Source organism: Domibacillus sp. DTU_2020_1001157_1_SI_ALB_TIR_016 (assembly GCF_032341995.1).
GTDB lineage: Bacteria > Bacillota > Bacilli > Bacillales > Domibacillaceae > Domibacillus > Domibacillus indicus_A.
On record NZ_CP135439.1, the window covers coordinates 1,509,289 to 1,534,935 of the forward strand.

Annotated in this window: 29 protein-coding genes, 1 tRNA gene and 3 pseudogenes; 23 read left to right on the forward strand and 10 right to left on the reverse strand. The window is 38.2% G+C overall.

Annotated elements, in window-relative coordinates:
* The first annotated feature begins 1 nt into the window (after position 1).
* The gene (locus RRU94_RS15595; RefSeq protein WP_315695536.1) at positions 2-1,315 is read left to right on the forward strand and encodes a TrkH family potassium uptake protein; all 1,314 of its coding nucleotides are present in this window, start codon (positions 2-4) and stop codon (positions 1,313-1,315) included.
* Between the two features lie 13 nt (positions 1,316-1,328).
* Here the strand turns inward: RRU94_RS15595 and RRU94_RS15600 are convergent, their stop codons facing one another.
* Positions 1,329-2,687 (reverse strand): MATE family efflux transporter, encoded by a 1,359-nt coding sequence (locus RRU94_RS15600; protein ID WP_315695537.1) that lies wholly within the window; start codon positions 2,685-2,687, stop codon positions 1,329-1,331.
* 374 nt (positions 2,688-3,061) lie between these two features.
* Here RRU94_RS15600 and RRU94_RS15605 point away from each other — a divergent pair, with 374 nt between their 5' ends.
* Positions 3,062-3,604: a BA5345 family protein gene (locus RRU94_RS15605; protein WP_315695539.1), complete on the forward strand. Its 543-nt coding sequence runs from the start codon at positions 3,062-3,064 to the stop codon at positions 3,602-3,604.
* Between the two features lie 130 nt (positions 3,605-3,734).
* Positions 3,735-3,869 (forward strand): hypothetical protein, encoded by a 135-nt coding sequence (locus RRU94_RS15610; protein WP_315695541.1) that lies wholly within the window; start codon positions 3,735-3,737, stop codon positions 3,867-3,869.
* Between the two features lie 210 nt (positions 3,870-4,079).
* Here the strand turns inward: RRU94_RS15610 and RRU94_RS15615 are convergent, their stop codons facing one another.
* Positions 4,080-4,250, reverse strand: coding sequence for a DUF8096 family protein (locus RRU94_RS15615; RefSeq protein ID WP_315695542.1), 171 nt, complete (start codon positions 4,248-4,250; stop codon positions 4,080-4,082).
* Positions 4,251-4,359: 109 nt separating this feature from the next.
* Here RRU94_RS15615 and RRU94_RS15620 point away from each other — a divergent pair, with 109 nt between their 5' ends.
* The 4 genes from RRU94_RS15620 to RRU94_RS15635 all read left to right on the forward strand — a co-directional run bounded on the left by RRU94_RS15620 (position 4,360) and on the right by RRU94_RS15635 (position 6,268).
* Positions 4,360-5,118: a DUF5677 domain-containing protein gene (locus RRU94_RS15620; RefSeq protein ID WP_315695545.1), complete on the forward strand. Its 759-nt coding sequence runs from the start codon at positions 4,360-4,362 to the stop codon at positions 5,116-5,118.
* A gap of 121 nt (positions 5,119-5,239) precedes the next feature.
* Entirely contained in the window at positions 5,240-5,656 is a 417-nt protein-coding gene (locus RRU94_RS15625; RefSeq protein WP_315695547.1) for a DUF3908 family protein, read from the forward strand.
* 72 nt (positions 5,657-5,728) lie between these two features.
* Entirely contained in the window at positions 5,729-5,902 is a 174-nt protein-coding gene (locus tag RRU94_RS15630) for a hypothetical protein (protein WP_315696150.1), read from the forward strand.
* A 105-nt stretch (positions 5,903-6,007) separates the two neighbouring features.
* Positions 6,008-6,268, forward strand: a complete 261-nt coding sequence (locus RRU94_RS15635; RefSeq protein WP_315695549.1) for a hypothetical protein — start codon at positions 6,008-6,010, stop codon at positions 6,266-6,268.
* Between the two features lie 73 nt (positions 6,269-6,341).
* On the opposite strand, the gene RRU94_RS15640 is transcribed toward RRU94_RS15635, so the two are convergent.
* Together RRU94_RS15640 and RRU94_RS15645 are read right to left on the reverse strand one after the other, a co-directional pair.
* Complete coding sequence (locus RRU94_RS15640; protein WP_315695551.1) at positions 6,342-6,488, reverse strand: BH0509 family protein; 147 nt, start codon at positions 6,486-6,488, stop codon at positions 6,342-6,344.
* Between the two features lie 424 nt (positions 6,489-6,912).
* A pseudogene (locus RRU94_RS15645) lies at positions 6,913-7,082 on the reverse strand (hypothetical protein); the annotation flags it as partial.
* Positions 7,083-7,329: 247 nt separating this feature from the next.
* Here RRU94_RS15645 and RRU94_RS15650 point away from each other — a divergent pair.
* The 5 genes from RRU94_RS15650 (at position 7,330) to RRU94_RS15670 (ending at position 11,150) form a co-directional block, all read left to right on the forward strand.
* Entirely contained in the window at positions 7,330-8,139 is an 810-nt protein-coding gene (locus tag RRU94_RS15650) for a DUF1385 domain-containing protein (RefSeq protein ID WP_315695553.1), read from the forward strand.
* 733 nt (positions 8,140-8,872) lie between these two features.
* Complete coding sequence (locus tag RRU94_RS15655; protein WP_315695555.1) at positions 8,873-9,448, forward strand: hypothetical protein; 576 nt, start codon at positions 8,873-8,875, stop codon at positions 9,446-9,448.
* A gap of 218 nt (positions 9,449-9,666) precedes the next feature.
* Complete coding sequence (locus RRU94_RS15660) at positions 9,667-10,287, forward strand: hypothetical protein (RefSeq protein WP_315695557.1); 621 nt, start codon at positions 9,667-9,669, stop codon at positions 10,285-10,287.
* A 312-nt stretch (positions 10,288-10,599) separates the two neighbouring features.
* Positions 10,600-10,815, forward strand: a complete 216-nt coding sequence (locus tag RRU94_RS15665) for a hypothetical protein (protein ID WP_315695559.1) — start codon at positions 10,600-10,602, stop codon at positions 10,813-10,815.
* Positions 10,816-11,018: 203 nt separating this feature from the next.
* Positions 11,019-11,150, forward strand: a complete 132-nt coding sequence (locus tag RRU94_RS15670; RefSeq protein ID WP_315695561.1) for a hypothetical protein — start codon at positions 11,019-11,021, stop codon at positions 11,148-11,150.
* A 47-nt stretch (positions 11,151-11,197) separates the two neighbouring features.
* Here RRU94_RS15670 and RRU94_RS15675 read toward each other — a convergent pair whose 3' ends face one another.
* Entirely contained in the window at positions 11,198-11,482 is a 285-nt protein-coding gene (locus RRU94_RS15675) for a hypothetical protein (RefSeq protein ID WP_315695562.1), read from the reverse strand.
* A gap of 195 nt (positions 11,483-11,677) precedes the next feature.
* On the opposite strand from RRU94_RS15675, the gene RRU94_RS15680 reads away from it, so the two are divergent.
* The 4 genes from RRU94_RS15680 to RRU94_RS15695 all read left to right on the forward strand — a co-directional run bounded on the left by RRU94_RS15680 (position 11,678) and on the right by RRU94_RS15695 (position 15,042).
* Complete coding sequence (locus tag RRU94_RS15680) at positions 11,678-12,553, forward strand: phosphorothioated DNA-binding restriction endonuclease (RefSeq protein WP_315695564.1); 876 nt, start codon at positions 11,678-11,680, stop codon at positions 12,551-12,553.
* 226 nt (positions 12,554-12,779) lie between these two features.
* Positions 12,780-13,652, forward strand: coding sequence for a GIY-YIG nuclease family protein (locus RRU94_RS15685; protein WP_315695566.1), 873 nt, complete (start codon positions 12,780-12,782; stop codon positions 13,650-13,652).
* A 358-nt stretch (positions 13,653-14,010) separates the two neighbouring features.
* Positions 14,011-14,721 (forward strand): DUF6884 domain-containing protein, encoded by a 711-nt coding sequence (locus RRU94_RS15690; RefSeq protein WP_315695568.1) that lies wholly within the window; start codon positions 14,011-14,013, stop codon positions 14,719-14,721.
* Positions 14,722-14,969: 248 nt separating this feature from the next.
* Positions 14,970-15,042: transfer RNA gene (locus RRU94_RS15695), tRNA-Val, on the forward strand.
* Between the two features lie 85 nt (positions 15,043-15,127).
* Here RRU94_RS15695 and RRU94_RS15700 read toward each other — a convergent pair.
* Positions 15,128-15,319: pseudogene (locus RRU94_RS15700) on the reverse strand (tyrosine-type recombinase/integrase); the annotation flags it as partial.
* A gap of 403 nt (positions 15,320-15,722) precedes the next feature.
* Between RRU94_RS15700 and RRU94_RS15705 the strand changes: the two are divergent.
* The 5 genes from RRU94_RS15705 (at position 15,723) to RRU94_RS15725 (ending at position 19,338) form a co-directional block, all read left to right on the forward strand.
* Positions 15,723-16,196 (forward strand): J domain-containing protein, encoded by a 474-nt coding sequence (locus tag RRU94_RS15705; RefSeq protein ID WP_315695570.1) that lies wholly within the window; start codon positions 15,723-15,725, stop codon positions 16,194-16,196.
* Positions 16,196-16,918: a hypothetical protein gene (locus RRU94_RS15710; RefSeq protein ID WP_315695572.1), complete on the forward strand. Its 723-nt coding sequence runs from the start codon at positions 16,196-16,198 to the stop codon at positions 16,916-16,918. Before RRU94_RS15705 ends, RRU94_RS15710 begins: the two co-directional genes overlap by 1 nt.
* A gap of 875 nt (positions 16,919-17,793) precedes the next feature.
* Positions 17,794-18,018 carry a hypothetical protein gene (locus tag RRU94_RS15715; protein ID WP_315695574.1) on the forward strand — a complete coding sequence of 75 codons (225 nt, stop codon included), beginning with the start codon at positions 17,794-17,796 and terminating at the stop codon, positions 18,016-18,018.
* Positions 18,019-18,439: 421 nt separating this feature from the next.
* Positions 18,440-18,832, forward strand: coding sequence for a DUF3846 domain-containing protein (locus RRU94_RS15720; RefSeq protein ID WP_315695576.1), 393 nt, complete (start codon positions 18,440-18,442; stop codon positions 18,830-18,832).
* A gap of 74 nt (positions 18,833-18,906) precedes the next feature.
* Positions 18,907-19,338 (forward strand): very short patch repair endonuclease, encoded by a 432-nt coding sequence (locus RRU94_RS15725; RefSeq protein ID WP_315695578.1) that lies wholly within the window; start codon positions 18,907-18,909, stop codon positions 19,336-19,338.
* Between the two features lie 44 nt (positions 19,339-19,382).
* Here the strand turns inward: RRU94_RS15725 and RRU94_RS15730 are convergent, their stop codons facing one another.
* Both RRU94_RS15730 and RRU94_RS25710 read right to left on the reverse strand, forming a co-directional pair.
* Positions 19,383-20,441, reverse strand: a complete 1,059-nt coding sequence (locus RRU94_RS15730; RefSeq protein WP_315695580.1) for a hypothetical protein — start codon at positions 20,439-20,441, stop codon at positions 19,383-19,385.
* A complete protein-coding gene (locus RRU94_RS25710; RefSeq protein ID WP_410493029.1) occupies positions 20,395-20,667 on the reverse strand; it encodes a helix-turn-helix domain-containing protein in 273 nt (90 codons plus the stop codon). Before RRU94_RS25710 ends, RRU94_RS15730 begins: the two co-directional genes overlap by 47 nt.
* A gap of 128 nt (positions 20,668-20,795) precedes the next feature.
* Between RRU94_RS25710 and RRU94_RS15735 the strand changes: the two genes are divergently transcribed.
* Positions 20,796-21,836, forward strand: a complete 1,041-nt coding sequence (locus RRU94_RS15735; RefSeq protein ID WP_315695582.1) for a DNA cytosine methyltransferase — start codon at positions 20,796-20,798, stop codon at positions 21,834-21,836.
* Positions 21,837-22,239: 403 nt separating this feature from the next.
* Here RRU94_RS15735 and rseP read toward each other — a convergent pair whose 3' ends face one another.
* Positions 22,240-23,496 carry an RIP metalloprotease RseP gene (rseP, locus tag RRU94_RS15740; protein ID WP_315695584.1) on the reverse strand — a complete coding sequence of 419 codons (1,257 nt, stop codon included), beginning with the start codon at positions 23,494-23,496 and terminating at the stop codon, positions 22,240-22,242.
* 204 nt (positions 23,497-23,700) lie between these two features.
* Between rseP and RRU94_RS15745 the strand changes: the two are divergent.
* Positions 23,701-23,802 (forward strand): annotated as a pseudogene (locus tag RRU94_RS15745) (hypothetical protein); the annotation flags it as partial.
* Positions 23,803-24,059: 257 nt separating this feature from the next.
* Here RRU94_RS15745 and RRU94_RS15750 read toward each other — a convergent pair.
* A complete protein-coding gene (locus RRU94_RS15750; RefSeq protein ID WP_315695586.1) occupies positions 24,060-25,244 on the reverse strand; it encodes a PDDEXK-like family protein in 1,185 nt (394 codons plus the stop codon).
* Between the last annotated feature and the right edge of the window lie 403 nt (positions 25,245-25,647).

Here is a 25,647-nt window from a genome sequence, read left to right on the forward strand (position 1 = left end):
TATGAAAAGAAAACATTTTGAACCAGCAGCCATCCTGCTTATCATTTACTTGAGTGCGATTCTACTGGGGACTCTGCTGCTTAAGCTTCCTGTATCAGAGGAGGGTCCGCTTTCATGGACGGATGCTTTTTTCACCGCCACGTCTGCTTATACGGTAACAGGCCTTGCCGTAATAGACACGGGGACAGAATTTACGCTGTTTGGTGAACTGGTTATTTTGCTGCTCATTCAAATGGGCGGCCTTGGTATTATGTCCTTTTCCGTCATCGTGTTTATCCTGCTTGGCAGACGAATCGGCATTAAGCAGCGCCTTGTTGTTCAGCAGGCGCTCGGCCAGCTGCATTTCGGAGGTGTGGTAAGGCTTGTCCGGAATCTGCTGCTGTTTTCAATCGCAATCGAACTAATTGTGGCCTGTTTTCTTGCCATTGACTGGGTGCCGCAGTACGGAGCGGCCAAAGGCATGTATTACAGCATTTTTCATGCCGTTTCCGCTTTTAACAACGCAGGATTTGGACTTTGGCCGGACAATATGATGCAGCATGCGGACAGCTTGATTGTCACGATCGGCATCACATCCTTAATTATTTTAGGCGGCCTTGGCTTTACTGTGCTGGTGGATGTGTATGAACACCGTTCGTTCCGAAAATGGTCCCTTCATACAAAAATTATGATCACGGCAACGGCAGGGCTCAATATATTCGCGTTTATCATGATCTACTTACTCGAACACGGAAATTTGAGCACAATCGGAGGGATGCCGCTGTTTGACCAGCTGCAGGCTTCCTGGTTTCAAGCGGTGACCACCCGTACGGCCGGCTTTAATTCAATCGATATGGGAGAGATTCACAGCCAGACCGCTTTTTTCATGATGATTCTCATGTTTATTGGAGCCGGCAGCAGCTCTACGGCCGGCGGGATCAAGCTGACGACATTTATTGTCATGGCAGCCGCTATGATCACCTATGTACAGGGGAAAAAAGACATCACCTTATTTTGCCGGACCATCAAGCCTGAGTATGTAATTCGGGTTCTCTCCATTACCATGATTGCTTTTTTCACGGTCATCACGGGCACGTTTTTACTCAACGTGGCGGAAGACAAACCATTTTTGCCGCTTATGTTTGAAGCGGTGTCGGCTTTTGCTACAGTCGGTTTGTCCATGAACTTAACGCCCACTTTGTCGGACCCGTCCAAATGGATTTTAATTATGCTGATGATTCTCGGAAAAGTCGGTCCGCTGTCTCTTGTTTATATGATTGCCAAAAAACGAGAACGAAACTTTAAATATCCATCTGAAGATGTGCTGACCGGATAAAAATAAAAAAACATCACGCTGCCAGGCGTGATGTTTTTTTGTGCTGGACCATACGGAGGCGTACAGACAGCGTGATCGCCCCGCACGTTAAGCCGGTAATTAAGCCGATCCAGTAGCCGTACGGGCCCCAGTCAGTCCAGCGGGCGAGCGCCCAGCCGAGCGGCAGCCCGATGACCCAATAGCTGATCATAGTCATCATAAAGGTGACATTTACATCTTTGTATCCACGGAGTGCGCCCTGCACCGGTGCCTGTACCGCATCCGAAAGCTGGAAAATCGCCGCGTAGATTAAAAACGAGGCAGTAAGCCCGAGAACTTCCGCATCAGTCGAATACAAATGAGCGATCGCATCACGGAACCCGAAAATCACAACCGTGCCGACTACCGCAATGCCAACCGCCATCGCAATGCCGATTCGGCTATACTGCCGGGCGTCTTCAAACCGTCCGGCTCCGGATTCAAAACCAACCACAATGGTCAGCGCCATCGATACGCTGAGTGGGATCATATAGGTGAGTGAAGCGAAATTGATAGCAGCCTGATGGGCCGCAATGACGTTTGTGCTGTACTCACTCATCAAAAGCGTTACCGCGGAAAAAATACTCGTTTCAAAAAAGATCGACAGCCCAATTGGCAGGCCTAGCAGCAAAATCTCTTTCCATTTTGCAAAGGATGCACGCGGCAGGCGTCCAAACAGCCGATAAGCCGAAAACGGCTCCTTCCGCCATACAATCCAGACAGCGAGCAGGAAAATAAGCCAGTAGCTGATCGCAGACGCGTAGCCGGAGCCGACACCGCCGAGCTCCGGAAAACCGAACTTCCCATAAATGAGCAGGTAGTTAAAAGCGACATTAACGGGCAGCGTCATCACCGTAATAATCATCGACGTGCGGGTCATGCCGAGCGCATCGATAAATCCGCGGACAACCGCCGTTAAAAAAAGCGGCAAAATGCCGAATGACAGGCCGATCACGTACTCATAGGCGATGCGGCGCACGTTATCTGTTAAATTCATGATTCCAAGCACAGGTTCAAGCAGCACCCATCCAAGCAGATAGGTAATAGCGGAAATCACAAGCGCCACATAAATCCCCTGCATCACAGAAAAAGACACCTCACCGCGGCGTCCGCTTCCCGTTAAATGGCCGACAATCGGTGTAATCGACAATAAAATACCGCTGAGTCCTGTATAAACGGGCATCCAAAGAGAGGAGCCGACCGCTACACCGGCTAAATCATCGGCACTGTAATGCCCGGACATAATCGTATCGAAAAATGTCATCGCAAACATGGCGATCTGTGTCACAAGAATCGGGATTAAAATAAATAAAAATTGGCGTACTTTTGCACGCGTTGTGGCTGTTTCAATCAAGCCGTTCAACTCCTTTACCGAAAGATAGTATAGCACAAAAGGAACAGGTTGAGATGACTGGATTTATTTAAGTGGGAATATAAAGAAAACAGGGTTGTTAGTCGGGTTAACCTGGTTTTGGAGCTTTTTTTAATTCAGCACTCCATTGGCATCGTACCAGCCCGCAAAACAAGCCGCGCTGTTCATTCACCTGTTCCTTTACTTTTTATTGGCAAAGAAGAAAAACGGGCTCGGGTCATAAAAAGCGGGTAGAACCGACATAGAAGACATCATAAACATGTGGCTGGCGTTGTAAAAGAAGGAGGGAAACTATCAAGAAGGAATAATATTCTTTTAATAGAATATAAATACATAAAGAGAGGAAGTATAATAGGATGAACTTTGACACGAAACACTTGATCCGATGGGGAATTCCAGGATGGGTTTATTTAATGACCATTATATTTTATGTGTTTTCTGACAATCCTCATTACATATCGGACCTTAAAGGAAAAGAGGGCCTATCGTTAATAGGTTTAGGGGCTATTTTGGCTGGTTTAGGGGTTCCAGTCGGATACTTAATTCATCAGGTGAGTATGTTTTTTGGTTTCATTATATGGACACCAAATAAAAACAAATTTTTTAAAGAAGAGTATGAACTGGATAGGATTATCTTTGATTCTGAAGATAAAGGTAGGAAAATAAGAGAGCGTTATAGACATCTTTTATCTAGAATACATGAATTAAGAGCTCTTAAAACTAGTCATATTTTATCAATTATAACTGTAGCTTCTTTAGCTCTATTTTATTCTGAGACTGTTAATAAACCTTCTATTATTATCTTAATCGTAAATATTATTATGGTTATTATTGTTCATTTTAATCAAAGTCATTTTGAGAAAAATCTAGATTTTTTCAAAAAGAAGCTTAAAGAATGAAACATTCTGTTTTGTCGTACAAATGACATATATGAGAGGGTAAAAATGCGGGACACACTGTAATCAGATGGTTTTTTTCTTTGTACCGATCGTGACAATGAGCAGAGAGAAAAAAATAGGGGTGAGTCCGATGTCGGTGAAAGAAAAGCCGGATAAGCAGGTGAAGAAAGAAGAAAAACTAAGTCCACAAGAAATTCGTAAGCTGACGGATACAAATAAACCTGTATACGATCACGCGAAAGGTCGAATTAAGCAGAAAAGTTAGATAGAGAGTAGCTTGCAAGTTCCTTGGTGATGTATGATGAAAGAAAAAACGAGGTTTAGTAATCATGCACTTTGAAGTAAATCTAGGAACTAATAATATAATGGAGTTTTTGCTTTCGGTTTTACCTTGGGCTGTGCTGCCTATTCTATTAATTTCATTATGGGTGTACCAAACAATACGCCAATAATAAAAACCCCACCAGCAGCAGGATTAAACAATCTTCTTCATGCCACACTTGCGGCACTCACGAAGGAATATCATATTCTTGATAGAGCTTTTAAACTGGGCGTTATCACAATTATCACAACGGCCACTTTTAATGTCCGGGTACTCACGGATGTTATCGGTGATGCTCAACTCGATGTCTTGCTTTGTTTCCATGCTGCACACTCCTTTGAAGTTACTTGAACATAATAGCAGATTTTATGTCGAGTGAAGGGCAGGAAAGTAAAGGTTCTTGTTGAAAGGTTTTTTAGAGGGGAGTGATAAGGTGGGCAATGTTGATGGGTTGATTTCGTTTAATGATAGAATGACTAATCTATTTGAAAGTATGGAGAAACAAGATGGATTCCGTTCATCAGAAGGATGGTTAAACGGGATAATGTACGATCTTTATTCGAAAACAAAAAGAGCTTTTCAAACAAGCAACGTTATACTGAATTCGGATATACCAAATAATTATATTGAAGTGTTGCCGCAATTAAGAATAATATTGGAATCATATCTTCATAGTCATTATATTAGTTTAAATAAGAGCGATGGGGATAGAGTAGAGCAAGAGTATAAGGACCATCTTGCGTACCAACAATGGAGACTTGGGAGAACCCTGAATGAACTGAAAGAAGAGTCGCCGAAAGAAATAGATGATTATGATGAGTATATTCAGTCTTTCTTTGAAGGCAAGCCTAAAAGAAATAAAGTTCAGCATCTCGAAAGCATAAAGGATTTATCTAAAAAAACACATCAATTTGAACTATACGCGGAAGTGTATACAATGTTAAGCGGTTATGTTCATTATAATCCGCAGACTAGACACTCTTATGGAGTGGCTAAAGATAATGAGACATTTAGTTACAGTAAATTCGAATATAACGAAGCGCTAGATATTCGTATTAGAAAATATATTTTAGATTTTACAATAAGTGTCATAAGAAACATGACAGTTTATTTTGAGTTGACAGAATTCATGCGAGGTGATTTCTTCAAAGTAGATAATGACTGGCGTTTCATAGTAAGTCGAGTCGTTTAAATAGGCATCCTCTAAGGGTGCTATTTTTTATGTCCAAATACACAAAGGGATTAGCGTAAGGAGCAGACGAAGGGAAATATCTCTTTTTGTCGAAATGAGTAAGCGAAGGGAGATTACCGTTATGGAAATTACTTATAGTGAGTTTTTGGAGGGCATGAAAAGATTAGGCTTTTACAACTCTGATATTGAAGATCAATACTATTCGTTAAATGATATTGTCGATGAGTCTAAGATATTGCATTTTTATCCTAAGAATTATCTTTTTAAAGACAAGCCTTTTAATGAAGCACAGATTTTCTTATTTGAAAAAGAAAAGATAAGAATCATTAGTTTCTTGGAAGGTGGGTATGTTTCTATAATAAATAGGACTTTAAATACTGTGTTAAGGGTTGAATTGTTACACAAAAATAGAGGTTCTTCATCCTTAACTCTTTATTTTGATGATGGTGATACTTATTTTTTAGATAGCAAATTAGATAGCGTTAGTCATAATTTTAAACTACAAGAAGTTATTTTGGCTATTTACAAATATTTATAATAAGTTTTGCGTCTCATTTGAGATGCTTTTTTCTTTGCTTAAAAACAATCTCGGAGGTGGTGGTGATGTGACGTGGCGAACTGGGATGATATTAAATCAGAATGGGAAACAACCAAAATCACGCTAGCTGCATTAGCGGAAAAGCATGATATAAAACGAGGTACATTAAAAAGCCGAAAAAGTCAAGGTGATGGTATGCCAATAATTGTAACAGGAACTTCATATACTTTTATCCCTCTGCTTTAGTAACCAGGGGGATTAGTTTTTGTAAGAGTAAATGTTGGATGGGTAATACCTATTAACTTAATAAATGTTGATTTTTTGAATAGGAAACATTGAAGTAAAAAAAGAATGAACATAGGATTAGTAATGAATGCGGTGTACTGTGATACGTTGATTATAAAACGTTCTTTAGAAAATGTTTTTGGCTTGAGTGGAAAGCTTTGTTCCTTCGACTGTTTTGTAGGGCTCATTCTCTTCTTTTATGTACTAGTGCCCAGCCGCTGGGAAGTGAACGGAGGGAAAAGGAAGGAAGCTGAAAGTCAGCAAGGTCAAAAAGCAGATGGAATCCACTTATCACCAAAGAGCAGGTTTGCAAGAAATTATTTCTGAAAATGATAAAATTAAAAGCGGGAAACCCTGAATGATCAATGGTTTTCCCGCTTTTTATCATTTTATATTTGAATTACATATAATCATAAATAGAATCAACAAAATAGAGCCAGTGATAGTATTCAATCTGTGGATCTGTCATCTTGGAAATTTCTTTCTCATTAAATTTTTGTTGCTCAATTAATTTCTGCACTTTTGAATTTCTTTCTGCTTGGCTCATCTTAAATCCTCCCTATAGTATGAGAAGTAACGAAGTATTTAAATATTGAAAACGTTTACTTTTTCCTTGTTTTTATTATATATCTTAATGTGAGATTAAACAAATATCAAATATAGATCATTTTTCAGGAAATAATATAGAAATGTTATTTATCGCATTACCGGCCAGAAGATTCCTTCAAATTGCTTCGCAATTAGTGGGAGATGAACAAAAAATTAGCGCCGCATTCCCCTTCAAAATCTCCGATTTAGTGGGGGTTAGGCGCTAAGGTCTATTCTCCTTGTTCTTCTATTTTTTTGTTATACCGATGCTGCTTCCTGCTTACCATCATTCCTTTTTCGTATGTAGGAAATGCTCCTGACCGATATATTATCCAAGCAACTTTAGAAAATCCAGTATGATACCAGTATGATAAAAGTATTTCTTATCTTTCACAAGCAATCCGATCTTTGTCCCGGTCTTTATCTTTGTTAGCATTATAAAGAGCAGAGGATACATACGACTTATAATTTGTTTTTCCACCTTTATTTTCATCTTAGAATCCTTGACCACGCCACCTTTAAATGCCTTGTTAAGCTCTGTATAGTTTTTAAATCACTTAGCTGCTGCGCCTGTAGAAGTCGGGGATACTGCTGAGACTTCAAAGGCTAAAGAGGCAGAAGGAACGATTGCAGACTTATGTTTCATTTTTATCGTACTCAGTTGCCTTGTCATCTTGCTGAAGGATTCCGGTGGTTCACTACCTACACTACTCGCTATTGCATTATATTATTAATGAGTAATATAATGATACTATGAGCCATATTTGGATAAATAATCTAAAAAGAGAGCGGTGTCAAAGATGAGTTCGACAAATGGAGGGAGAGCTGGATTCCATTCTGTACTGTTTTATAATAATACCAGGATAGTAAAAGCAACACGTGAAAGAAATAAGAGGATTAACGTAAAAGTAACATACATAGAGAAGTCAAAGATACAAATGCTTGGTTTGTGTCTTTATGAAATACCATTCGTACGAGGCGCATGGTTATTTTTTGAATCATTTATTATAACTTGGAAAATTAATTTTGTACTAATTTCAGCACTTTTTTTATTAAATATAATAAATTGGAGCTCCCACGAAGAAGTGGATTCTTCTTTAAGTCCTTTTATAATTAACTTTGGTACTAGTATAATATACGATTACCGTTTTCATTTTTCTCTTATCATGGGGTTTTTATTGCTTTCTTCGTTAATAATAAAAACGACAAATTTAGGTAAATATCATGGAGCTGAACATATGGTGGATAACGCCTATGAAGACTCAAAAAACATAACGTTTGCAAATGTAATAAACTATTCGAGAATCCATCCTCGGTGCGGAACCAATATAATTGTTTTTGTATTGATATTTTATACCTTACTTTATTCTTTTGTTGATATCATATTTCTTCGATTTATTCTGTCTTTCATTTTAGCTTACGAAGTATACTTACTGAAGAATAAGAAGCTAAGCTTCTTTCTGAAACCTGTATACAGACTGGGAGAAGTTTTTCAAAAGTATTTATTTACTTCTTTACCTGAAAAGACTCATATTGAGGTGGCTATAGCTGCATATGATAAGCTGCTAACTGAAGAGAGTAAAAATGAAAGCAAAAGTAATAAAAAATGAAAAATATTTTGTAGAGCTATAGCATGCTAAGTGTTGACCATTAAAGTAGAAGTTATTACAGTTATCGAACTAAATAACTGATTGAAGGAAGAGAGCGCCTAATAATCAAAGTCGAGAAGGGAGAAAGAAAGATGAAAAAGAAATCAAACAAAAGTGAAAGGAATCTAAAAATGAAAAAAATTGCTGCGCAAGTTATTCAAAGAAATTATGAAGGATTAAAAAAATTAAGTAAGAACTAAAAAATTAAAGATCATAGAACTCAGTGTAAGTAGAAAGGTTAGTGTGATCCGTTAAATTATAGAAGCTTCTAGGCTTATTTCGGCAAAAATTTATTTCATCTCATACATTTTTCGCACATAAGTATACCCTTGGCGGTGCGGAATATGTATCCAAATCCATTAAGATAGGAAACCCTTTAAGCTAAAGGGTTTTTCTGTTTAAAAAATGATAGAGAATCTTTTTACCATAAAGCTACGATAAACCAATCAGCAAATCTGATCGATACAATATCTTTATTACAATAGGAGCCATATGTCAGAAGAGAGCGGTCAATTTCTGGTTTCAACGACTTTACTACGCCTTTGCCTTCTGTAATTTATAAGTCTGATGTTACGTAATAATTCCTTTGGAATGTAGAATCTAATTTTAACTATAATATCATAGGCTTATATAGTATTATTTAACTAGTTATGAACATGTGTCTAAGGAAATAATGCTAAAGAAGGGTCTTGCCATGAATGGAAAAACATATCGAAAAACCCCCATTGAAGCAATGCAACAAAGAATATTACACAGAAAAGAACTAATAGACAAAGTAAGGACTCAAATGCCTCCTTTAATAAAAGATGATAAAAATTTTATATCTGGTTCTGAACAAAAGACGGATCAAAAAGAAGATAGGGCGGCACGCAATGAAGAAAAAAAGCTTAAGAAAAAATTAAGTGAACAAAATGAGTTGATTTCTCAATTAAAAAAAGAATTAACCAAGTATAAAGATGTGAATGCTAACTTAAAGAAGGAAAATTGGGAAACAAAACAAAAAGTTTCATATATAGAGACCAGTTATAAAGATCTCTTAGAGAAGCAAAAAGAAAGTTTATTCTTTGAACAAACTCTAAGAAAGAAAGCGGAAAATGAGCTTGAGAAGTTGAGAAAAGAAAGAGCTTTAAATAATAAGGGAATGCGTAAGCAATTACAGTTGGCAGACCAAGTGAAACAGCTAAAAGACAAAAATGCTACACTTAGACATAAATTAGAAAATTATGATTCCTTTACCAAGAAGAGTACGGGAACCTCAAAGCTGAGGTAGCAGACTTACAAAAACAAATAGATCGTTATAAGGCTTTTGAGCATAATATCCAAGAAAATCCGAAATCTTTATTAAAGTATCTCGAAAAGCGAATTGATGGAGAATCCCTGTCCGAGTTATTACAGTTAATTGAAAGATCGATTACAAGAGAGAATTTACAATATTTTTATCGTGGCAGTCATAATTTATTCTACCTTTGGATGAGGCGTGTAAATTTAGTGAAACATCATTCTCAAAAACACAAGGAAAGATATAAATTAAGAAACACTAAAAACACTAGTAATTACGAGAGAATTGGATTTATTACGCTTGAAAATAATTCATGGCAATTTGTCGATTATACGGATACGTCTAATGTTCAGTCCTACTTTATAAGGGACAATTTGAGCAAACAGCCGCTTGTTGAGGAATGCCCAGTTAAGGCAATCCTTCAAGACGGTCAGGCCCTGATTGTTGAGACTTATGCTTGGGAAATACCATCTTCTCCAATTAATAACAGGAAGATGAAAAATGACTTAACAGAACCAAAAAATTACCTCAGGTTTGGAAATTTTAAGATTTTAGTTATCGGTGCTCGGTTTATGAATGATTATAGAAACCGATTAGAGAATCATGGCTGCTCGGTGGAATTGCATAATCCGTATGAGGAAAGCTATGAAGTATTAAAAGGAAAATTAAACAGAGCGGAGATTGTTCTTGTTTGTGAACGGCATGTTCCTCATAGTATATGGAACTATGTAGATAGAAACCAGCCATATGTTACTGTCTTAAAAAAAGATAGCAAAGATCTAATTTCAAGCTTTACCTACCTTACTTTATGCAGGTGTGAGCTAATTTAATGACGATGGTAACAGTATGTTGCTTAAGTATTCCGAAAAAAGTTCTGCTCGTTTATTGAAATAGTAAATGAAAAAGATATATTCTTATTAAGAAAAGATACTACACAACAGTCTCTATAAATAGGTCTGTGGATGTAAGCCAACTTAGATAATCATAAAGTTTTGCCCATCTAGTCGCCTATCAAGAGGTTTATTTAATTAATGGTAGTTCCTTTGTAGAAAATGGCTTTGTATCACTCAATATTTTATTGTGGATTGAGACTGTTTAAAATCACGAACCTTTATTTTGAAGAAACGAATGGAGGAGTAAACGTGTGGAAATTATTATTTAACTTTATCAAACGAAAAAAAGAAAAAGAACTACAGCTTGTTGATCTGGAACAGCTGCAACGTATTGTTGCATTAGCAATGAAACCAATGGGTGAACCAAAGGTTCCACTCTACAGGGATAAAAATGCAAAAAAAAGAGCCTTCCGTGTAATTCAAGGTTCGAAACCGAAACAACATAATGAAAAGAAAGAGCTCTGAAAATAAAGCATGATTTGTATTACCGCTATTCACATATTATAGTTTTGCCCAACACTTGCCCATCAAGAGATTTTATTTAACTATTACTTATTCCGGGTATTTATTTAGAAACAACGGTATATCAAGGTTTTAATGGGTTAAATTTTCTTTGTTGAGTGTAAAAGATCTGTTCCGCACACAAGTAAATCCCTGGGAGTGCGAGCATGGAGTTGACCTGGTTTGATAAAATCCCGAACGTTAAGCTCCCCAACTTAGAGAGAATAGGCCACGAAATACATGCAGATGACTGGCAGACGATCATTCACGCGATTTCAGCACACTTCCTAAAAGAATAAGAAAAGGGCTGCACACTGGATGATCCGCTGGCAGCCCTTTTTAGTGATTACAGCTTTTTCTGTCCATCCCGCCGGGCAATTTCCTCTCTGACAATAAGAGCAAAATCATCATTGCCAAACAGGGACAGTACGCCGAGCAGCGTTTCATTCGGCACAGTCAAGGCAAGTGCGTCCTTTAAAGCCTGATTCCTTGACTGCTCAGGATAGGCTTTCAAGTATACGGCTTCCGGGTCCAAATCATGATTGATGCACCATTGTGCGAACACCAAAATCATCATATTCTCTTCTTTCTGGTAGCTCTGCACAATAAATTCTTCCATTTCCTTTGACATTCCATCTTTCCTCACACAGATTACCTTGCTTCATTGTATCGGGATCATCTTTCGCACTCAAGCACTATCCTTCCCAGTAAGATACTAATTCTTTTCTTTCCGATTACACCATTGGAGCGTTTTAGCCAAAAATCAGTAAACATTCACAAGTATTTGTTAAAATAGTTTAATAGACAGTAAAAGGAAGTGTCCTTGATGGAAAAAGAAGAGTTTTTGCAAAAAATCTCAAAGCTGAATATCTGGCAGAAAAATGGCGAGCGTGCGCCGCATAAGCCGCTTGTTTTATTATTTGCACTGGGAAAAATCCAAAATGAACAGATGCAGGCTTTTCGCTTTGAAGAGGTGGAAGATTCACTGGAAAAACTGCTCATTGACTTTGGACCGCCGCGTAAAAGCAATCATCCAGAACAGCCATTTGTTCGTCTTAAGAATGATGGAGTGTGGAAAATAACAAAGCCTGTTCCTTCAACCTCTATTTCAAAACGTTTTCTTCGCCAGGAAAATATAGGCGGCGGATTTACAGACGAAGCGTACCAGCTGCTACTTGCTCATCCGGAGCTGGTTCAGGAAGCAGCATACACACTGTTGAACCTTCATTTTCCGGATACATTTTATGAGGATATATTGGAAGCAGTTGGGCTCGATTTTTCAAATTTCAGCATGCAAAGAAAAAAGCGTGATCCTAAATTTAGAGATAAAATATTGCGCGCATATGGCTATTCATGCGCCGTCTGCGGATTTAACGTCAGACTCGGGCATACATTAGTCGGTATTGAAGCAGCCCATATTAAATGGCACCAGGCAGGCGGACCGGACATTGAGGAAAATGGGATCGCTTTATGCTCCCTGCATCATAAATTATTTGACCGGGGTGTTTTTACATTAAATCCTGAACGCATTTTAATCGTTTCAGAAGAAGCACACGGAACGAACGGGTTTGAGGAATGGCTTTTAAAATATCACAGCAAGCCAATCGCAAAACCGATCAGCCAATCCTATGAGCCGGATCAGTCTTTTTTGTCCTGGCATGTGAAGGAAGTGTTTAAAGGTCCGGAACGGTATATCTACTAAAATAGCATGTAATCATGAAAAAGTAATTGCGAATAGAAGAGGCAGCTGTTTGACTACCGATATACCGTATGCTAGAGCCTATATTGAATAGGTGACAGGTTTTCTCTTTAAATTCATATTGGCGTGTGACTGAGTCTTTCGGTGATTAATTCAAAATGATTGAAAGTACTGAATAACTTCTTAAGTACTTGAGTAGTTATTAGATAATAGAACAGAAAGGTGCAAAATGATGACTCTATCATTCTTAGAAGAAACATGGGGAGGGTTAACCTGGACTCCTTGGTACACCTTTGATGAAATAATGAAAGATAAACACTTTATCCCAACTTTGCCCGGTGTATATCGTATTAAGCCAAAGGGTCAGAACAAGCTCATGTATATAGGACAAACAGGGCGTAACTTGCGAGAACGAGTAACAGACCTTATTCGAAATACTGTTAAAGAAGAGATGCCTTTTAATGACCCACATACAGCTGGTCCCTCTTTATGGTCCTGGAGGGACGCTGAAGGATGGGAGTTCGAATGCTCCGTTTCTACAGTAGATCTAACTAAAAATAGCCGAGAAGGGCTAGAATGTTTTCTTCTGTGGAGTTATCGATTGGAAACTGGGCAGTCAACTGTTTGTAATCATGGTAGATTTCACCAAGACTATGAAAAGTCAAGAGGGCGTAAAAGTGGTTTTCGTGGAGGTAAACTACAAGATTCGGTACCTCGTAACCCTTCATGGGGTGAAAGTTTCCCTCCATTACACGTTCAAGGTACCCCATTGTCATTAAATTTTATGGGATTTCCTTGGTCAAATTTTATAGGAGCAAATCAATTGTCTGATGTGCCTCTTCAAAAAGGTGTTTATCGTATCAAAGGACTTAAAACAAATACCCTTTTATATATTGGACAATCAAATCAATTAAATAATAGGCTTAGGCAGCATACAAGAAAGAATTGGGGGCAAGAAGTGAATTTCTCTTATTGTATAATTGAAAATGCAAAAGATTATCATTTAAAAGAAATTGAAAACGACTTAATTGGTGCTTATTACGCTACAGAAAATAGTGTCCCAACGTTTCAGTTTAAAAATCTAAAAGAGGGTAGACTATAAAAATAGCCTACCTTCTTTTAATTTGACCTCCCGTAATAATATTTTTATTCACTATTTTAAGAAAACAGGTCGTCAAATTTTATACTTTCAAGAATAAAACCAAGAATTTTGTAGTTGCGTAGCGATCTACATTCCTACATAGAATAACGTTAATGGATAAACAAGTATATCCCAATCATTGTCGCAATAAAATTACTGTTTTAGAGTATACCTTTATTTATTTTACTGTCAAAAATATTCTCGTTTCTACAAAGTTTTTGATTATGAGAACACAGGAGCTCATTAAGTGCTAATATTTTTACCACAATATTAATTGTAATATAAAGGAATTAGTTGCACCTCAGAGTAGGAGGAAGAAATGAAAACTTTAATTATTACTTCATGCACAAAAGATAAAATATATAAGATTGAGAACCAGTTAAATAAAGAGGACTTTTTAAATCCTAGTGCCTTAACAAAAAAAGAAGAGGAATTACGTTCTTTTAAGGTTAAGGCTCGGGATATGTATAAAGGACGACAACATCTAAGAGTTATGGAAGGCATTAATCTTCTGAGAAGTAGCTTTATTGACAATATTGTAGACTTATCTATCATATCAGCCGGTTATGGCTTGTTGGAAGAAACAGCCGAAATCGTACCCTATAACGTCACCTTTGCAGAAATGAAAAAAAATGAAATAACAGAGTGGTCAAGATATTTAAATATCAATAAGGATACTAGTACTAAAATAAAATCATATGATTTAGTTATATTTTTATTAGGAGAAGAGTATCTTCGCTCACTAGATCTTCCTTTTTTAGAAACAAAAAATGATCAAAAGTTGATTTTTCTGGGAGGTAAAGCGAGCAAAAAGCTTATCCCTAATGAAGCCCCTTATTACTACATAGAAATAGGGCATCAAGATGCTAAGGCTTTCAACGAGATGTCTATTAGTATTAAAGGTCAGCTCTTTAAACTGTTGGCTCAAGAAATAGTTTTAAACGGTATGGAAGTTTTTGACTATATTTATGATGATCCTCAAAAACTACTCCCTCTTTTAGAAAAGTATCGGAAACCTGAAATAGAGTAGCTGTCTTAACTTGTTGAAGATAAAATTAGTCCACCCAAAGAAGGAAATCGTTAAGTGGAACAATAAAGAAATCTCGTATGTTAAAAAATATATGATTTATTCAGGCGCACTCTATTTTCCTTAGTTCTTTGTATAAGGATATTTCATTATGAGAAACCTTTAATAACAGGCTTGAAAGGATAAATTCTTGGTCACCAACCTGTAACCAATCCGTGATGCTAATTAAATAAATACTTGCAATCCTCTACGATTCCTCAGCTCAGCTGGGAGAGCGATATCTTAACAAGGTAGAGGTCGCTGGTTCAAACCCAGTAGGAATCATCAATGTTTAAAACCGTAAATCCTTGGTAGATAAGGGTTGGCGGTTTTTTTATTTTATTCTCTTGTAGCGGTTTTGCTTCGTTGGTCACAAGGAAATAAAATTAACCGTTGAATAGCTTGTTTGCCAGTCTATTTTGCATATTAGATAGTAGGTGTCCAATGTGATTTTGACACTGCTATGACCCAACCGCTCTGAGATTAACTTGATGTTTTCACCTTATTGTAATAGCAAGCTTGCATGCGTATGTCTTAAATCGTGGAAGCGAATTTTGGGAAGGTGATAAAGCAATATTAAAAAATTACAATGCGCGGTTACTTCAAATAGTTGAACAAATAAGAGGGAATTTAAAAAGTATGAATCGTAATATTATAAGACTAGGCACTATAACATGGAGATGCGAATCTAAAAAGATGATCACGTATCTTTTTGCGGCTCCAAACCATATAATGGGTGGTAGTATTTTACAGGTTAATTAAACATTCTAAATTGTGAAATATCCTTATTGAAGAAGATTTTAGGAACAATTTAAACAAATACACTGTATTAAGGGCGTAATAGATGATTTTTATTGAGGATGGGAGATAAGTAATGTCTTCAGTGATCGTTCAAATTAACTATACAAAGAAAAAAATGGATTGTAGAATTAAAACATAAATAAGGTTGGAAGGCTGGTATAAGAATGGATATTAAAAAGATAGTCCAAGCTAAAAGCTTAGATGAAATGAAAGAATTAGGGAAAATGTTACAGATTAAACGTGCATTACAAAAAGTTTGCGGAGATCATATTAAAATTCGAGCTAGAAGTTGGGAGGAGCTATTTTTAGTAATACAAAAGCTGAGAGAACTTGCTCTAAATGAATTTAGCAAGTCAGAAATTAGTACGGAGTTAATTGTGACAAAGGAAGAAACAGATTCTGATTTACCTTACTTTAAAACTAAGACAGATGAAATTATTTATTCGTTAATTGAATTACAAGGCAAGCAAAGACAGGATAAATTGAAAATTACGAAGTTTTGTTATAATAACCCTAAATATGCCAGGAAGTGGAGAAATAATTTAGCTAAACTCATTCACCCTGATAAGACAAAACATCCAAGAGCAGAAGAAGCTATAAAAGTATTACAAGAACTCTATGAAGGAATGGTAGAGTGATGAGTAAAAAAAATGAGCTTCTAAAATTGCATGAATTTGAAAATAATATCCCTTATAAGAGACCGGAGAATCCTGTGAACTTACATGAAAGAACTTTAACTTCTATAACTAATGCTTTAGATGCCGAAGCTTACTTAGATGCACAGGGTCAACTATGGATAGCAAAAGATAAATTACACCAAATTTTAAGAACTACGAAGGCTAATGCTAATGATCTTTTTGATAGTTTTGATGACATTAAAAGAATTGGAGATTATTTATATGTTAGAGCATACCAAGTGATGGGGATAATTAGCAAAGAGATTGAAGAAGCAGATACTTTAAAGAAGGGGAAATATCTGAGTTTTAGCGAGCAATGTTTAATCGCTATTAGAGATTCAGATCGAGCGAAAGTAAAGAGAGCAGAGTATTTAGAAGAATGGAGAGAGAAAAAGAAAAGTTTAAAGAAACAACGAATAAAAAAATATGACATAGAATTTGATGAATTAACAGGTAAGACCCTCGTTCGAAAAACTGCTGAATTTTCACATATAAGAAGTAGTTCTCTACATAAGTCGTTATCTCTAGATATTGAGAATGGCCTAATAGTTAATAAATCGACACATGATTTAATAACATCTTTGGAGGTATGCGATGAAGAAGAGCTAAAGTTTTTATGTGAGCAAGAAGGTTGGAATGTTTCTTGGTACGATAAATATCAAGAATATTTACGGGAAAATTAGAAGTTATAAAATTGCTACTGGATTTTTACTGCGAATGATTATGTAAAGTTACGATGAACTTGACGATTTCAGATATATCAGTTCATCTTTTATTTATCAAAGGAAATGAAAAGCGGGACTGACCCCCGTTTCTGAGACAGAGGTCAAAACTCCTTTTAAGCAATCAGCCGCCGGGTACGTATCCGGCAGCTGGTTGTCTGATTTTGTTTGAGTGCGGTTATAATTACTCTAATGAATCCGTTTTTCCATAATTTATATAATGGTGGTAATAAGTATATCTTTCCAAGCCAAGATGCCGGTGTGTTTCCCCAACGGGCGTCTGGTATTGAGTTTTACACCAGTTTCGCAGCTATTTACCGGACAACTTAACTTCCAATTTTTTGTAGTTTTTAAAACGTCAATAACCGCTGGTTCAAATTTTGTTTTTAAACCCGCGGTTTTTCTTTTTTACTTTTATACTCAAGTCCTTTCCATAAGAACATTATTCGCCCACTGGCTGTTCAAACTGGTGAAGTTCACCTGCTTTGTACCATTTCATCTATGTTTTTATGCTGTGTATAGTTTCGAATATTTAATTCTTTCATAACTCTTTAACAGCCAACCTAGCTAGTCTCAACCGCACGTCCCTCTTTTTTATTTCCGCTAGATAACTCACCCTGGCACCTATAAGAAGGTATTTTTTATTTGTCTCGATCTATGGAGTCAGTCCCTATCTTAAAGAAAGAGGCTCTTACTGAAGTATAGGAAAAGTCCTGAGGATTGAATATAAGACGATTCATAAACGGGCGCCTCATATAAGGAGGAACATGGAGTGAGAGCTCACTTCCCGGTATACAAACCACCCTCCAGCGTTTAAATTGGGTGCACTCAATTATATGAATGAAACAAGCGTGTTTATATTGAAAATCGCGGCTCTTTATCAAATTCTAGCCGATTCCACTATTTACAAATGGAAAAATAGGGATCAGCACTCTTCATTCGAAAAAGTGGGGGCGTCTATTAATCCAAAAAGAACGGAAAACGAACAGCCGGCAGAAGGATCACAAGAAGCGTCACTCGCTGAAATTGAGCGCCAGCACAAAGAGAATGAAAAAGATTAACAAAAGAAGCGTAACTGGCGTCACAAATAGGGTACGGTTGACGCACAAGAACAAAATGAAATAACTTTGTAAGATTCCTGACTTATATTTAAAATTTAATTTTGCGTCCGTGGAAGAGTATTGTACGTCTTTTATATTGGTTCAGTTTCTGGTACAATTAAATTCAGCCATTGCCAACAGATCTAAAGTATGCCTCCGGTCGAACAATTTCTCTCAATGGAGCGTATGTCTTTTATGGATGTTGGCAAGGGTTTTTTTATTTGGACGAGATCCTTGTCAAGTTAAGGATCAATTGACGATCTTTTAACGGTTGAGAGTGGAAAATGTTCTTATTTGTCAGGATCATCCCTGTGTTTTCCAATTTAGCGTTGGCGCCCTTGCCAACGCTAAATTGGAAATTGAAAGAAAAGGAGTAACATTGATGAGCGTTTTCACTTCTCAAATGCGGATTTATACCGTTAATTTTAATACGGAAAAGATGATGTATGAAGCTGAAATATTAGAGATACCTATTGAAAGCGGTGCGCATCAATCAAACGCTTTAAATGAAATACTTGAATGCGACGGAGTCGACATTGTCGACTACAGTGAAGACATCGCGTTGATAGTTGACGATCAAGGAAAGTTTAAGCCGGGAAATCCCGTGTTTGAGATAGTTGTTGAAGACGGCTATAAGCTTGAACTATATGGGAAAATTGTTTTTGCGCGCAATGTCTACAACGAGGATAGTGTGGATTTGGCTGGATTAAGTCTCGAAGAGATTGAGAAGTTGAGAAATTCCTTACATATTAATTTGATCGGGATATTGAAATGAATTTAAGCGCATTACGTTTGATCTTCACGATATAAGGGATATTATAAGCAATAAACTCTTATGGAGTGATGAAAATGACGGACAACATTTCGAAAAGCGAACGCAGCGAAGTGATGAAGAAAGTTCGATCCATTTCAAAAATGGAGGAAGAAGTTCGAAAAGCGTTGTGGAAAAAAGGTATCCGATTTAGGAAAAATGTTAAAAAATTAGTGGGGAAACCCGATATCGCTATAAGCAAGTACAAAATTGTCATCTTTATCGATTCTTGTTTTTGGCACGCTTGTCCTTTGCACGGTAGAAGACCTAAGAGCAACACTGATTTTTGGAATAAGAAATTGGACAGAAACAAGCAAAGGGATCAGGAAGTCAATCTTCACTATTTGGAACGCGGCTGGCATGTAAGGAGAGTTTGGGAACATGAATTAAAGGCCGACTTTGACGGAGTGATCGATGACCTGGCGGCGTTCATCACTTCACAAAAGAATTTACAAGCGTCTCGCTTGTAAATTCTTTTGCGAAGTTGCCAAAAGAGTAAAAAGCCCGAACATGACTACTTTAATCCCGCTTTGAATATGGTTGACGCCTTCACTTCAGCTGGTAAATTAGCGGAGTACCTGTTTAACAATCTAAACCAAGTCCTTATCGCCTCATTTCTAGTTTTTATTTCGCGGACGCCTTTCTCTTCCCAATATTCAAGTAGTTTGCCCAAGTCTATGGTTTTAAATAAATACAATATACCTTCCGCCGAATCGTATAATTTCTTATAGGCTTGAGGCACGTTCACAGTTTCACCTGAGATTAGTAGGGCCTCTCTTCCGCCGGCGCTGAATGAATCTCTTAGAGAAGAGCTGATCAATTGGTGTTCTTTAAGGAAGTAGAGCGACGTGTTTAAATACTTACTGGATTCATTGGAAAACACCTCGGGAAACAACACCATCGCTTCGATTAAATAACGGCTTCTTTGTGATGAAGTTAAATCGCGAAAATCTTTTATTTTAGGCGAAAAACCTTCATCTTCGGTTTCATCGAGCCACCATAAAGTTTCACCTTCCCGTAAAGTGCTCTTTACGAATTCTTTTAAGCGCTTCGCTTTCTCTTTTTGAGATAAAACTTTGAAATCTTGATAAGATATGTCGATTCGTCTCAGAACCGTATCCTCTTGGTTTATTTCCATATCGATCAAAAATCTAGGGGAATGCGTCACCTTGATTTCACTTAAAGAATCTTCGTATTTTCTCCAGCGCGCCTCGATTTTATTTCCGCTTTTCCTTCCAAAAAACGTGTATATTTGATCCGTTACTTCCTTTCTGAAAGTTCCTTCAAATATACTATTCCCCATGGATTGCCATTTGTTGCTTTTAGTGTATTTGACTTCCACCCCGAAAGTGCTTCCTAGAATAATATCGGGAAAACTTTGCGCTCCGGTTTGTTCAACAGTGATTATTTCACCCGTTTTACTATAGTGAGCTTCGCATTCTTCAGTCAACGTTTCCGCCACGTATTCTTCAAATCGCACTCCGTTATCCACATGGGATAAATCCAATTCATTTTCAATTCTTGTTTTAGCCAATTTCAATATTGTTTCTATCGTCGACGTTTGAGTCCCCATTTTCATCCTCTTCCTTGTAGGCCATCAGATCACTGACACACATCTTTTCAGAACTGATTTCATTTAAAGCTTTTATGATCGTGTTTAGCGTCTCCAGCTCGACTCTCTTGGTATTTCCATTGCACATGTCGTTAATTGTATTGGGTCTGATTCCGGTCATTTGCGAAAAACGGTTTCTTGATAACTGATGTTTTCTTAGAAAATCATCCAATTTAAAATAAATCATGAAAAAATCACAATCCCTATTGATTTATAACTCCAGGAGTTATATAATGTTATTAAACTTGACTTTTCGTATATTTATTTTATTATAACTTAATAATTAGATGGATAAAATAGGATAGGTGAAAATATATGAATACTGTGGTATCGCTGTTTAGTGGATGTGGTGGTTTGGATTTGGGATTTAGAGGGGACTTCACGTTTCTTGGCAATTATTATGAGAGAAATCAATTCAAAATAATTTTCGCCAACGATCTTTTCAAACAAGCTGTTCAAACTTATGAAAAAAATATAGGAAAACACATCATCAAAAGAGACATTGAAGACTTATTGGAAAACGAGGTTGAACTTGTTCCAACAGAAGCCGATGTCGTAATAGGAGGGTTTCCTTGTCAAGATTTTAGTGTCGCTGGAAAAAGACAAGGGATTACTGTTAAGCGCGGAAAGCTTTACCTGCAAATGAAAAAAGTAATTGAGCGTATCGCTCCTAAAGTGTTCGTTGCGGAGAACGTCGAGGGGTTGGTTAATATGGAAAATGGTCTTATTTTAGAAACCATTAAATCGGATTTGAGTTCCATCGAACACAATGGAGAAACAGTGCGTTACAACGTGACGCACAAGTTGCTTCACGCCGCCGACTTTGGTGTTCCCCAGATAAGAAAGAGGGTTTTCATAGTGGGTGTTCGGTCAGATATAGAAGAGGAATTCGTGTTTCCGGAGGAAACACATAGAGAAAATCCGATCACCGCTCAAGAAGCCCTCGACGATCTTTGGGGGCAAGAAAACAATCCGGATATTTTCAACCATTCCCAAGTATCCAAAGCCAAATTTTATCCAGGACGCAGAATGCAGGGGAATTCACAAATTAAAGCGAACGCTCCTTCCATCACCATAAGAGCGGAGCATCATGGAAATATCGAAGCTCATTATCGCAGTTTGAATGAGGAAGATCCTAGTGATATGGCCTATTGGAGAAGGCTCACGGTTAGGGAATGCGCCCGGATTCAATCTTTTCCGGACGACTTTGAATTTCTAGGGGCCGCGTCTTATACTTACAAGCAAGTGGGTAACGCGGTGCCGCCCGTTCTAGGATGGCATTTAGCGAAATCCGTTGAAACCCTTTTACAAAATTGCGCCGATACGCAACTTTCATTTTCTATTCCCGCGAATTAATAATTATGCAATATAAAAAAGCGTCGTTCGAAAAAATGAACGACGCTTTTTTATTCTGTTACTTGGTTTGGAGAGTGGCTGGAAATTCGCGCGTCATATGTACGAGCCGCCTCGATTAATCGCTCGTTTCGCGAGCTTTAACTTCCACAGTACCTTCCGAGGCTTCTTTTTCAGCCGCGTTTCGGAACGGCAAGCTAATATTTCCTTGTGGACAATTTCTTCCATGCGGAGAAAACTTTTCGCCAAGCGGCCGGTAGCTGCGCGAGCCGTTTATATTTCGCCGAATAAACGTGGGGGAAAAGCGGCTCGGTCTTTTTCTCTTCCGCGTCAACCGCGCTTTCCGCATTACTGGAATTAACTTTTTGCTTGGTTTCAATTAATGTCATCCGGCTAAAAAGATATTTTATAAAAAGAACCGCTGAATGTCGTTCCATGTGACGATAATCATTAACAGCATAAGAAGAGCGAAACCGACAAAATGAACCAAGCCCTCCATTTTGCGGTCGACCGGCTTTCCTCTCACCGCTTCAAACAGAAAAAACATCAGTCGTCCGCCATCAAGCGCCGGAAGCGGCAGCAGGTTCATAATGCCAAGGTTAATACTCAGCACGCCCGCCCATTTCGCCAAATTTAAAACGCCCGACTGGGCGACCGTATCGGTTGACACATAAATGCCGACCGGTCCCGAGAGCATATCAATTGAAAACTGCCCGGTCACCATCGTGCCCAAAAGCTCAAAAATAAGCCTTGTCCAGTTATACACTTCTTTGGCTCCGGATGTGAAAGAGCCTAAGACGGAATGTTCAAACGGGCTGTACACTCCGATTCGGCCGAATGTCTCGCCTTCCGCTTCCATACTTGAAGGCGTGACCGGCAATTCCAATTGTTCACCGTTTCGGTCAATCAAAAACGACAATTCTTTGCCCGGATTTTCCTGAACAACGCCCACAATTTCTTCCCACGATCCTACCGCGCCACCGTTGATCGACATCACCCGATCTCCTTCTTGAAGACCCGCTCGAGTCGCCGCGCCACCCTCGGTGACTTCACCAAGCCGAGGCTCGTTTGTCGGAATCCCTTGGATCATGGCCAGCGCCACAAAAATAATAAACGCGAGGATAAAGTTAAACAGCGGTCCCGCAAAAATGGCCATGGCGCGCTTCGACAGTGATTTTGAATTAAACTGCCGCTCATACGGCGCGATTTGCGTGCTCAGCTGATCTTCCGTTATGAGCGCTTCCCGATGGACCGGATACGTTTTTAATTCGTCCGCCCCTTCTTCATAACCGATGATCGTCATGCCGTGTTCAAGGTCGGCGTTTTCGACTTCGATCAGTCGCGCGTCTTTAAAACGGTCTCTGCCGTTCAAAATAAGATTAATCGCTTCGCCGTTTTTGTTAAAAACCACGCCAATTCGCTGCCCCGGCTTCAGTTCTGCGGTTTCCGGGTCCTCTCCGGCCATTCTCACATAGCCGCCAATCGGCAGCAAACGGAATGTCCAGACCGTTTCCCCTTTTTTATGGGCAAACACCTTCGGACCCATGCCGATTGCGAATTCACGGCACAAAATGCCGGCGCGCTTGGCGAACAAATAGTGGCCCAGCTCATGAAAAAACACAAGTGATCCAAATATAACGATAAACGCTATCACTGTATTCAAAATTTCTCAGTTCCTTTCCAAAAAATAAACCAAGCGTGCGTTTTACACTATTTTGCCTGGAATCTTCCAAGGATGAATAACTATATTATACCTTATCACGTTTTATCTTAACTTTAACAATTTTGTCGCTGAAAAGCGTCATTATTTAATAATGGAAACGTGAAGGATTGCCCATATGACAATGCCTAGGCGGAAGCCCCGTTCAACGTTATCAAGACAGAGTTTGTCAAACAAATGATGCTTGATAGTTTGGAGCGTCTCTCACTTGAGTTCAATGACTATGTCAACCAGTTTGACGAGCTGTAAATTCATGGAACGCAATGCTATGTGAGCTCGATTTAATAAAATCGGCCGCCCTTTAAAAGGCTGTTTGATTTATTATTGACAATTTAAATAAACATTTTTATACAGAAGGGCGCTTTTAACCAACTTGCTTTAATCATCTTAAATAACGGGAATATGGCGTTCCCACGCCCGCAATCCGTCCTTATATTAAATATGGTTTAAAATACTCTTAAAAGAGGAGGTGCGTATGTTTTACGCATGATGAAACATTGTTTTCCTTATTTGTAATTTTCGATAATAACCCTTTCAATCTCATGTAATTCATTGGAAAGAAATTTTTTCAACTCGGTTACAGCTTTTTTGACCACTTTTTCATTATCGTGCTCGGAATTTTCAATATAAGCGCGCGAAACCATTTCTTTTGAGAAAATTTGCGTATATTGCGCTCCCAGCTTATTTACTGTTCCTTTCAACGTTTCTGGGAAAGCCGCTTTAATATCGTATAGTTTCTGGCGGACAGTGGCGTCACCCGGGCCTATAATAGCTTTCATCACGATTTTTCCATTCTTGTTTTGAATTTCAAAAAGCAGAATGCGACCGCTATCAGTCCAAGTGCCTCCTTTTTCTATAAGGTTGTCTAACTCATTTGTGGTGAACCTTATATAAGTTTTGTTGGAGGTATCCATTTTGATGTGTGGATGTGATTGAAGCTTTTCTTGTAGCGCGACCGCGATGTCTGAAAAAATATCCGGTTTGTATTGAAAAATTAAATCGAGCGCTTTACGGTGTTTGAAATAAATATTTCGACAAATACTTTCCAACTCTTTATCTCCCACGATATACCTCCTTAATATTTCTTCATATTGTTTAATAAAAAATTCAACAGGCGGCGTTAATTGGTCTTTTTTTAGGTCCAAACTTTTTTTTAGAGCTTTTAACACGTATTCGTACGAGATACTTATCCAGTTTTCTTCGTCGCTGGGTCGTTCCCCGGAGGGAGTGAGAAACAAAAATATCTGATGGTATTCTGGAAATTCATGTTGGACTTTCATGAAGTAGTTTTTAAGCTGATGCGCCGATTCTTTACTCCAAATTTTATTTTCGATGGCTATCACGATATTGTACGCTTCCGCATAGAGTAAGAGGTCCATATTTTTATACTCTCTCCGAACAACAAACGCGCTGTAATCCATAAGGGAAATGTCGATAAGTCCAATATCCGCGTTTAAAAAAGAATGTTGATGATGGTAAAAGACTTCTTGAACGAATTTTTTTAAAAACAACTCGCCAAGCCCGTGATTTTCTTTAGGCGACATTAACCATCCCAGCATATTACTATGGCGAATTTCCGTTGAAACCAATCCGAGTGTTTCAAAAGTGTTAAATCCGCTAATTCTAGATTCAAGCGCGTCCAGCACCTCAATATCCATTAGAAATTGTTCAATAGCTTTTCTGTCTTCCAAACGAGCAACTTCCTTCCTTTTCTAATGATGATTTGTAATATAAAGCGTAACATATAGAAATAAAAAACGCCCATCACGCTTCGTGTAAAATGTAAGTTCCTACACAAACATTCACGGAGGGCTGTCGTGAGCCACCAACATTTTAGTGCGTTTGAGCGGGCGCGCATAGAAACATTAAAAGAATCCGGATGTTCCTTCGGAACGCTGCCGCAAGAAACCGTCGATCGGCCTTTACCATCTCACGCAAGCTGCCACGGAACAATTCTTCCAGGGCTGCACAAGTCTGAGACCGCGCGGCGCCAGTTTGAATGGCGACGCGAAAACCGCGGCTGCCATGGAAAGGATAAATCAATTTCAAGGTAAGTTGATATTGATGAGTCATTTTAAGCGAAGGGGTGGATTG

Excerpts from the sequence above, each read along its gene's own strand:
- RRU94_RS15680 (WP_315695564.1), top strand. The coding sequence starts at position 11,678 with ATGGAAAAAGAAGAGTTTTTGCAAAAAATCTCAAAGCTGAATATCTGG.
- RRU94_RS15655 (WP_315695555.1), top strand. The coding sequence starts at position 8,873 with ATGAATGGAAAAACATATCGAAAAACCCCCATTGAAGCAATGCAACAA.
- RRU94_RS15610 (WP_315695541.1), top strand. The coding sequence starts at position 3,735 with ATGTCGGTGAAAGAAAAGCCGGATAAGCAGGTGAAGAAAGAAGAAAAA.
- RRU94_RS15640 (WP_315695551.1), bottom strand. The coding sequence starts at position 6,488 with ATGAGCCAAGCAGAAAGAAATTCAAAAGTGCAGAAATTAATTGAGCAA.
- RRU94_RS15670 (WP_315695561.1), top strand. The coding sequence starts at position 11,019 with ATGGAGTTGACCTGGTTTGATAAAATCCCGAACGTTAAGCTCCCCAAC.
- RRU94_RS15730 (WP_315695580.1), bottom strand. The coding sequence starts at position 20,441 with ATGGGGACTCAAACGTCGACGATAGAAACAATATTGAAATTGGCTAAA.
- RRU94_RS25710 (WP_410493029.1), bottom strand. The coding sequence starts at position 20,667 with ATGATTTATTTTAAATTGGATGATTTTCTAAGAAAACATCAGTTATCA.
- RRU94_RS15650 (WP_315695553.1), top strand. The coding sequence starts at position 7,330 with ATGAGTTCGACAAATGGAGGGAGAGCTGGATTCCATTCTGTACTGTTT.
- RRU94_RS15615 (WP_315695542.1), bottom strand. The coding sequence starts at position 4,250 with ATGGAAACAAAGCAAGACATCGAGTTGAGCATCACCGATAACATCCGT.
- RRU94_RS15605 (WP_315695539.1), top strand. The coding sequence starts at position 3,062 with ATGAACTTTGACACGAAACACTTGATCCGATGGGGAATTCCAGGATGG.
- RRU94_RS15595 (WP_315695536.1), top strand. The coding sequence starts at position 2 with ATGAAAAGAAAACATTTTGAACCAGCAGCCATCCTGCTTATCATTTAC.
- RRU94_RS15635 (WP_315695549.1), top strand. The coding sequence starts at position 6,008 with ATGAACATAGGATTAGTAATGAATGCGGTGTACTGTGATACGTTGATT.
- RRU94_RS15715 (WP_315695574.1), top strand. The coding sequence starts at position 17,794 with ATGAATGAAACAAGCGTGTTTATATTGAAAATCGCGGCTCTTTATCAA.
- RRU94_RS15685 (WP_315695566.1), top strand. The coding sequence starts at position 12,780 with ATGATGACTCTATCATTCTTAGAAGAAACATGGGGAGGGTTAACCTGG.
- RRU94_RS15735 (WP_315695582.1), top strand. The coding sequence starts at position 20,796 with ATGAATACTGTGGTATCGCTGTTTAGTGGATGTGGTGGTTTGGATTTG.
- RRU94_RS15705 (WP_315695570.1), top strand. The coding sequence starts at position 15,723 with ATGGATATTAAAAAGATAGTCCAAGCTAAAAGCTTAGATGAAATGAAA.
- RRU94_RS15720 (WP_315695576.1), top strand. The coding sequence starts at position 18,440 with ATGAGCGTTTTCACTTCTCAAATGCGGATTTATACCGTTAATTTTAAT.
- RRU94_RS15625 (WP_315695547.1), top strand. The coding sequence starts at position 5,240 with ATGGAAATTACTTATAGTGAGTTTTTGGAGGGCATGAAAAGATTAGGC.
- RRU94_RS15725 (WP_315695578.1), top strand. The coding sequence starts at position 18,907 with ATGACGGACAACATTTCGAAAAGCGAACGCAGCGAAGTGATGAAGAAA.
- RRU94_RS15690 (WP_315695568.1), top strand. The coding sequence starts at position 14,011 with ATGAAAACTTTAATTATTACTTCATGCACAAAAGATAAAATATATAAG.
- RRU94_RS15710 (WP_315695572.1), top strand. The coding sequence starts at position 16,196 with ATGAGTAAAAAAAATGAGCTTCTAAAATTGCATGAATTTGAAAATAAT.
- RRU94_RS15675 (WP_315695562.1), bottom strand. The coding sequence starts at position 11,482 with ATGTCAAAGGAAATGGAAGAATTTATTGTGCAGAGCTACCAGAAAGAA.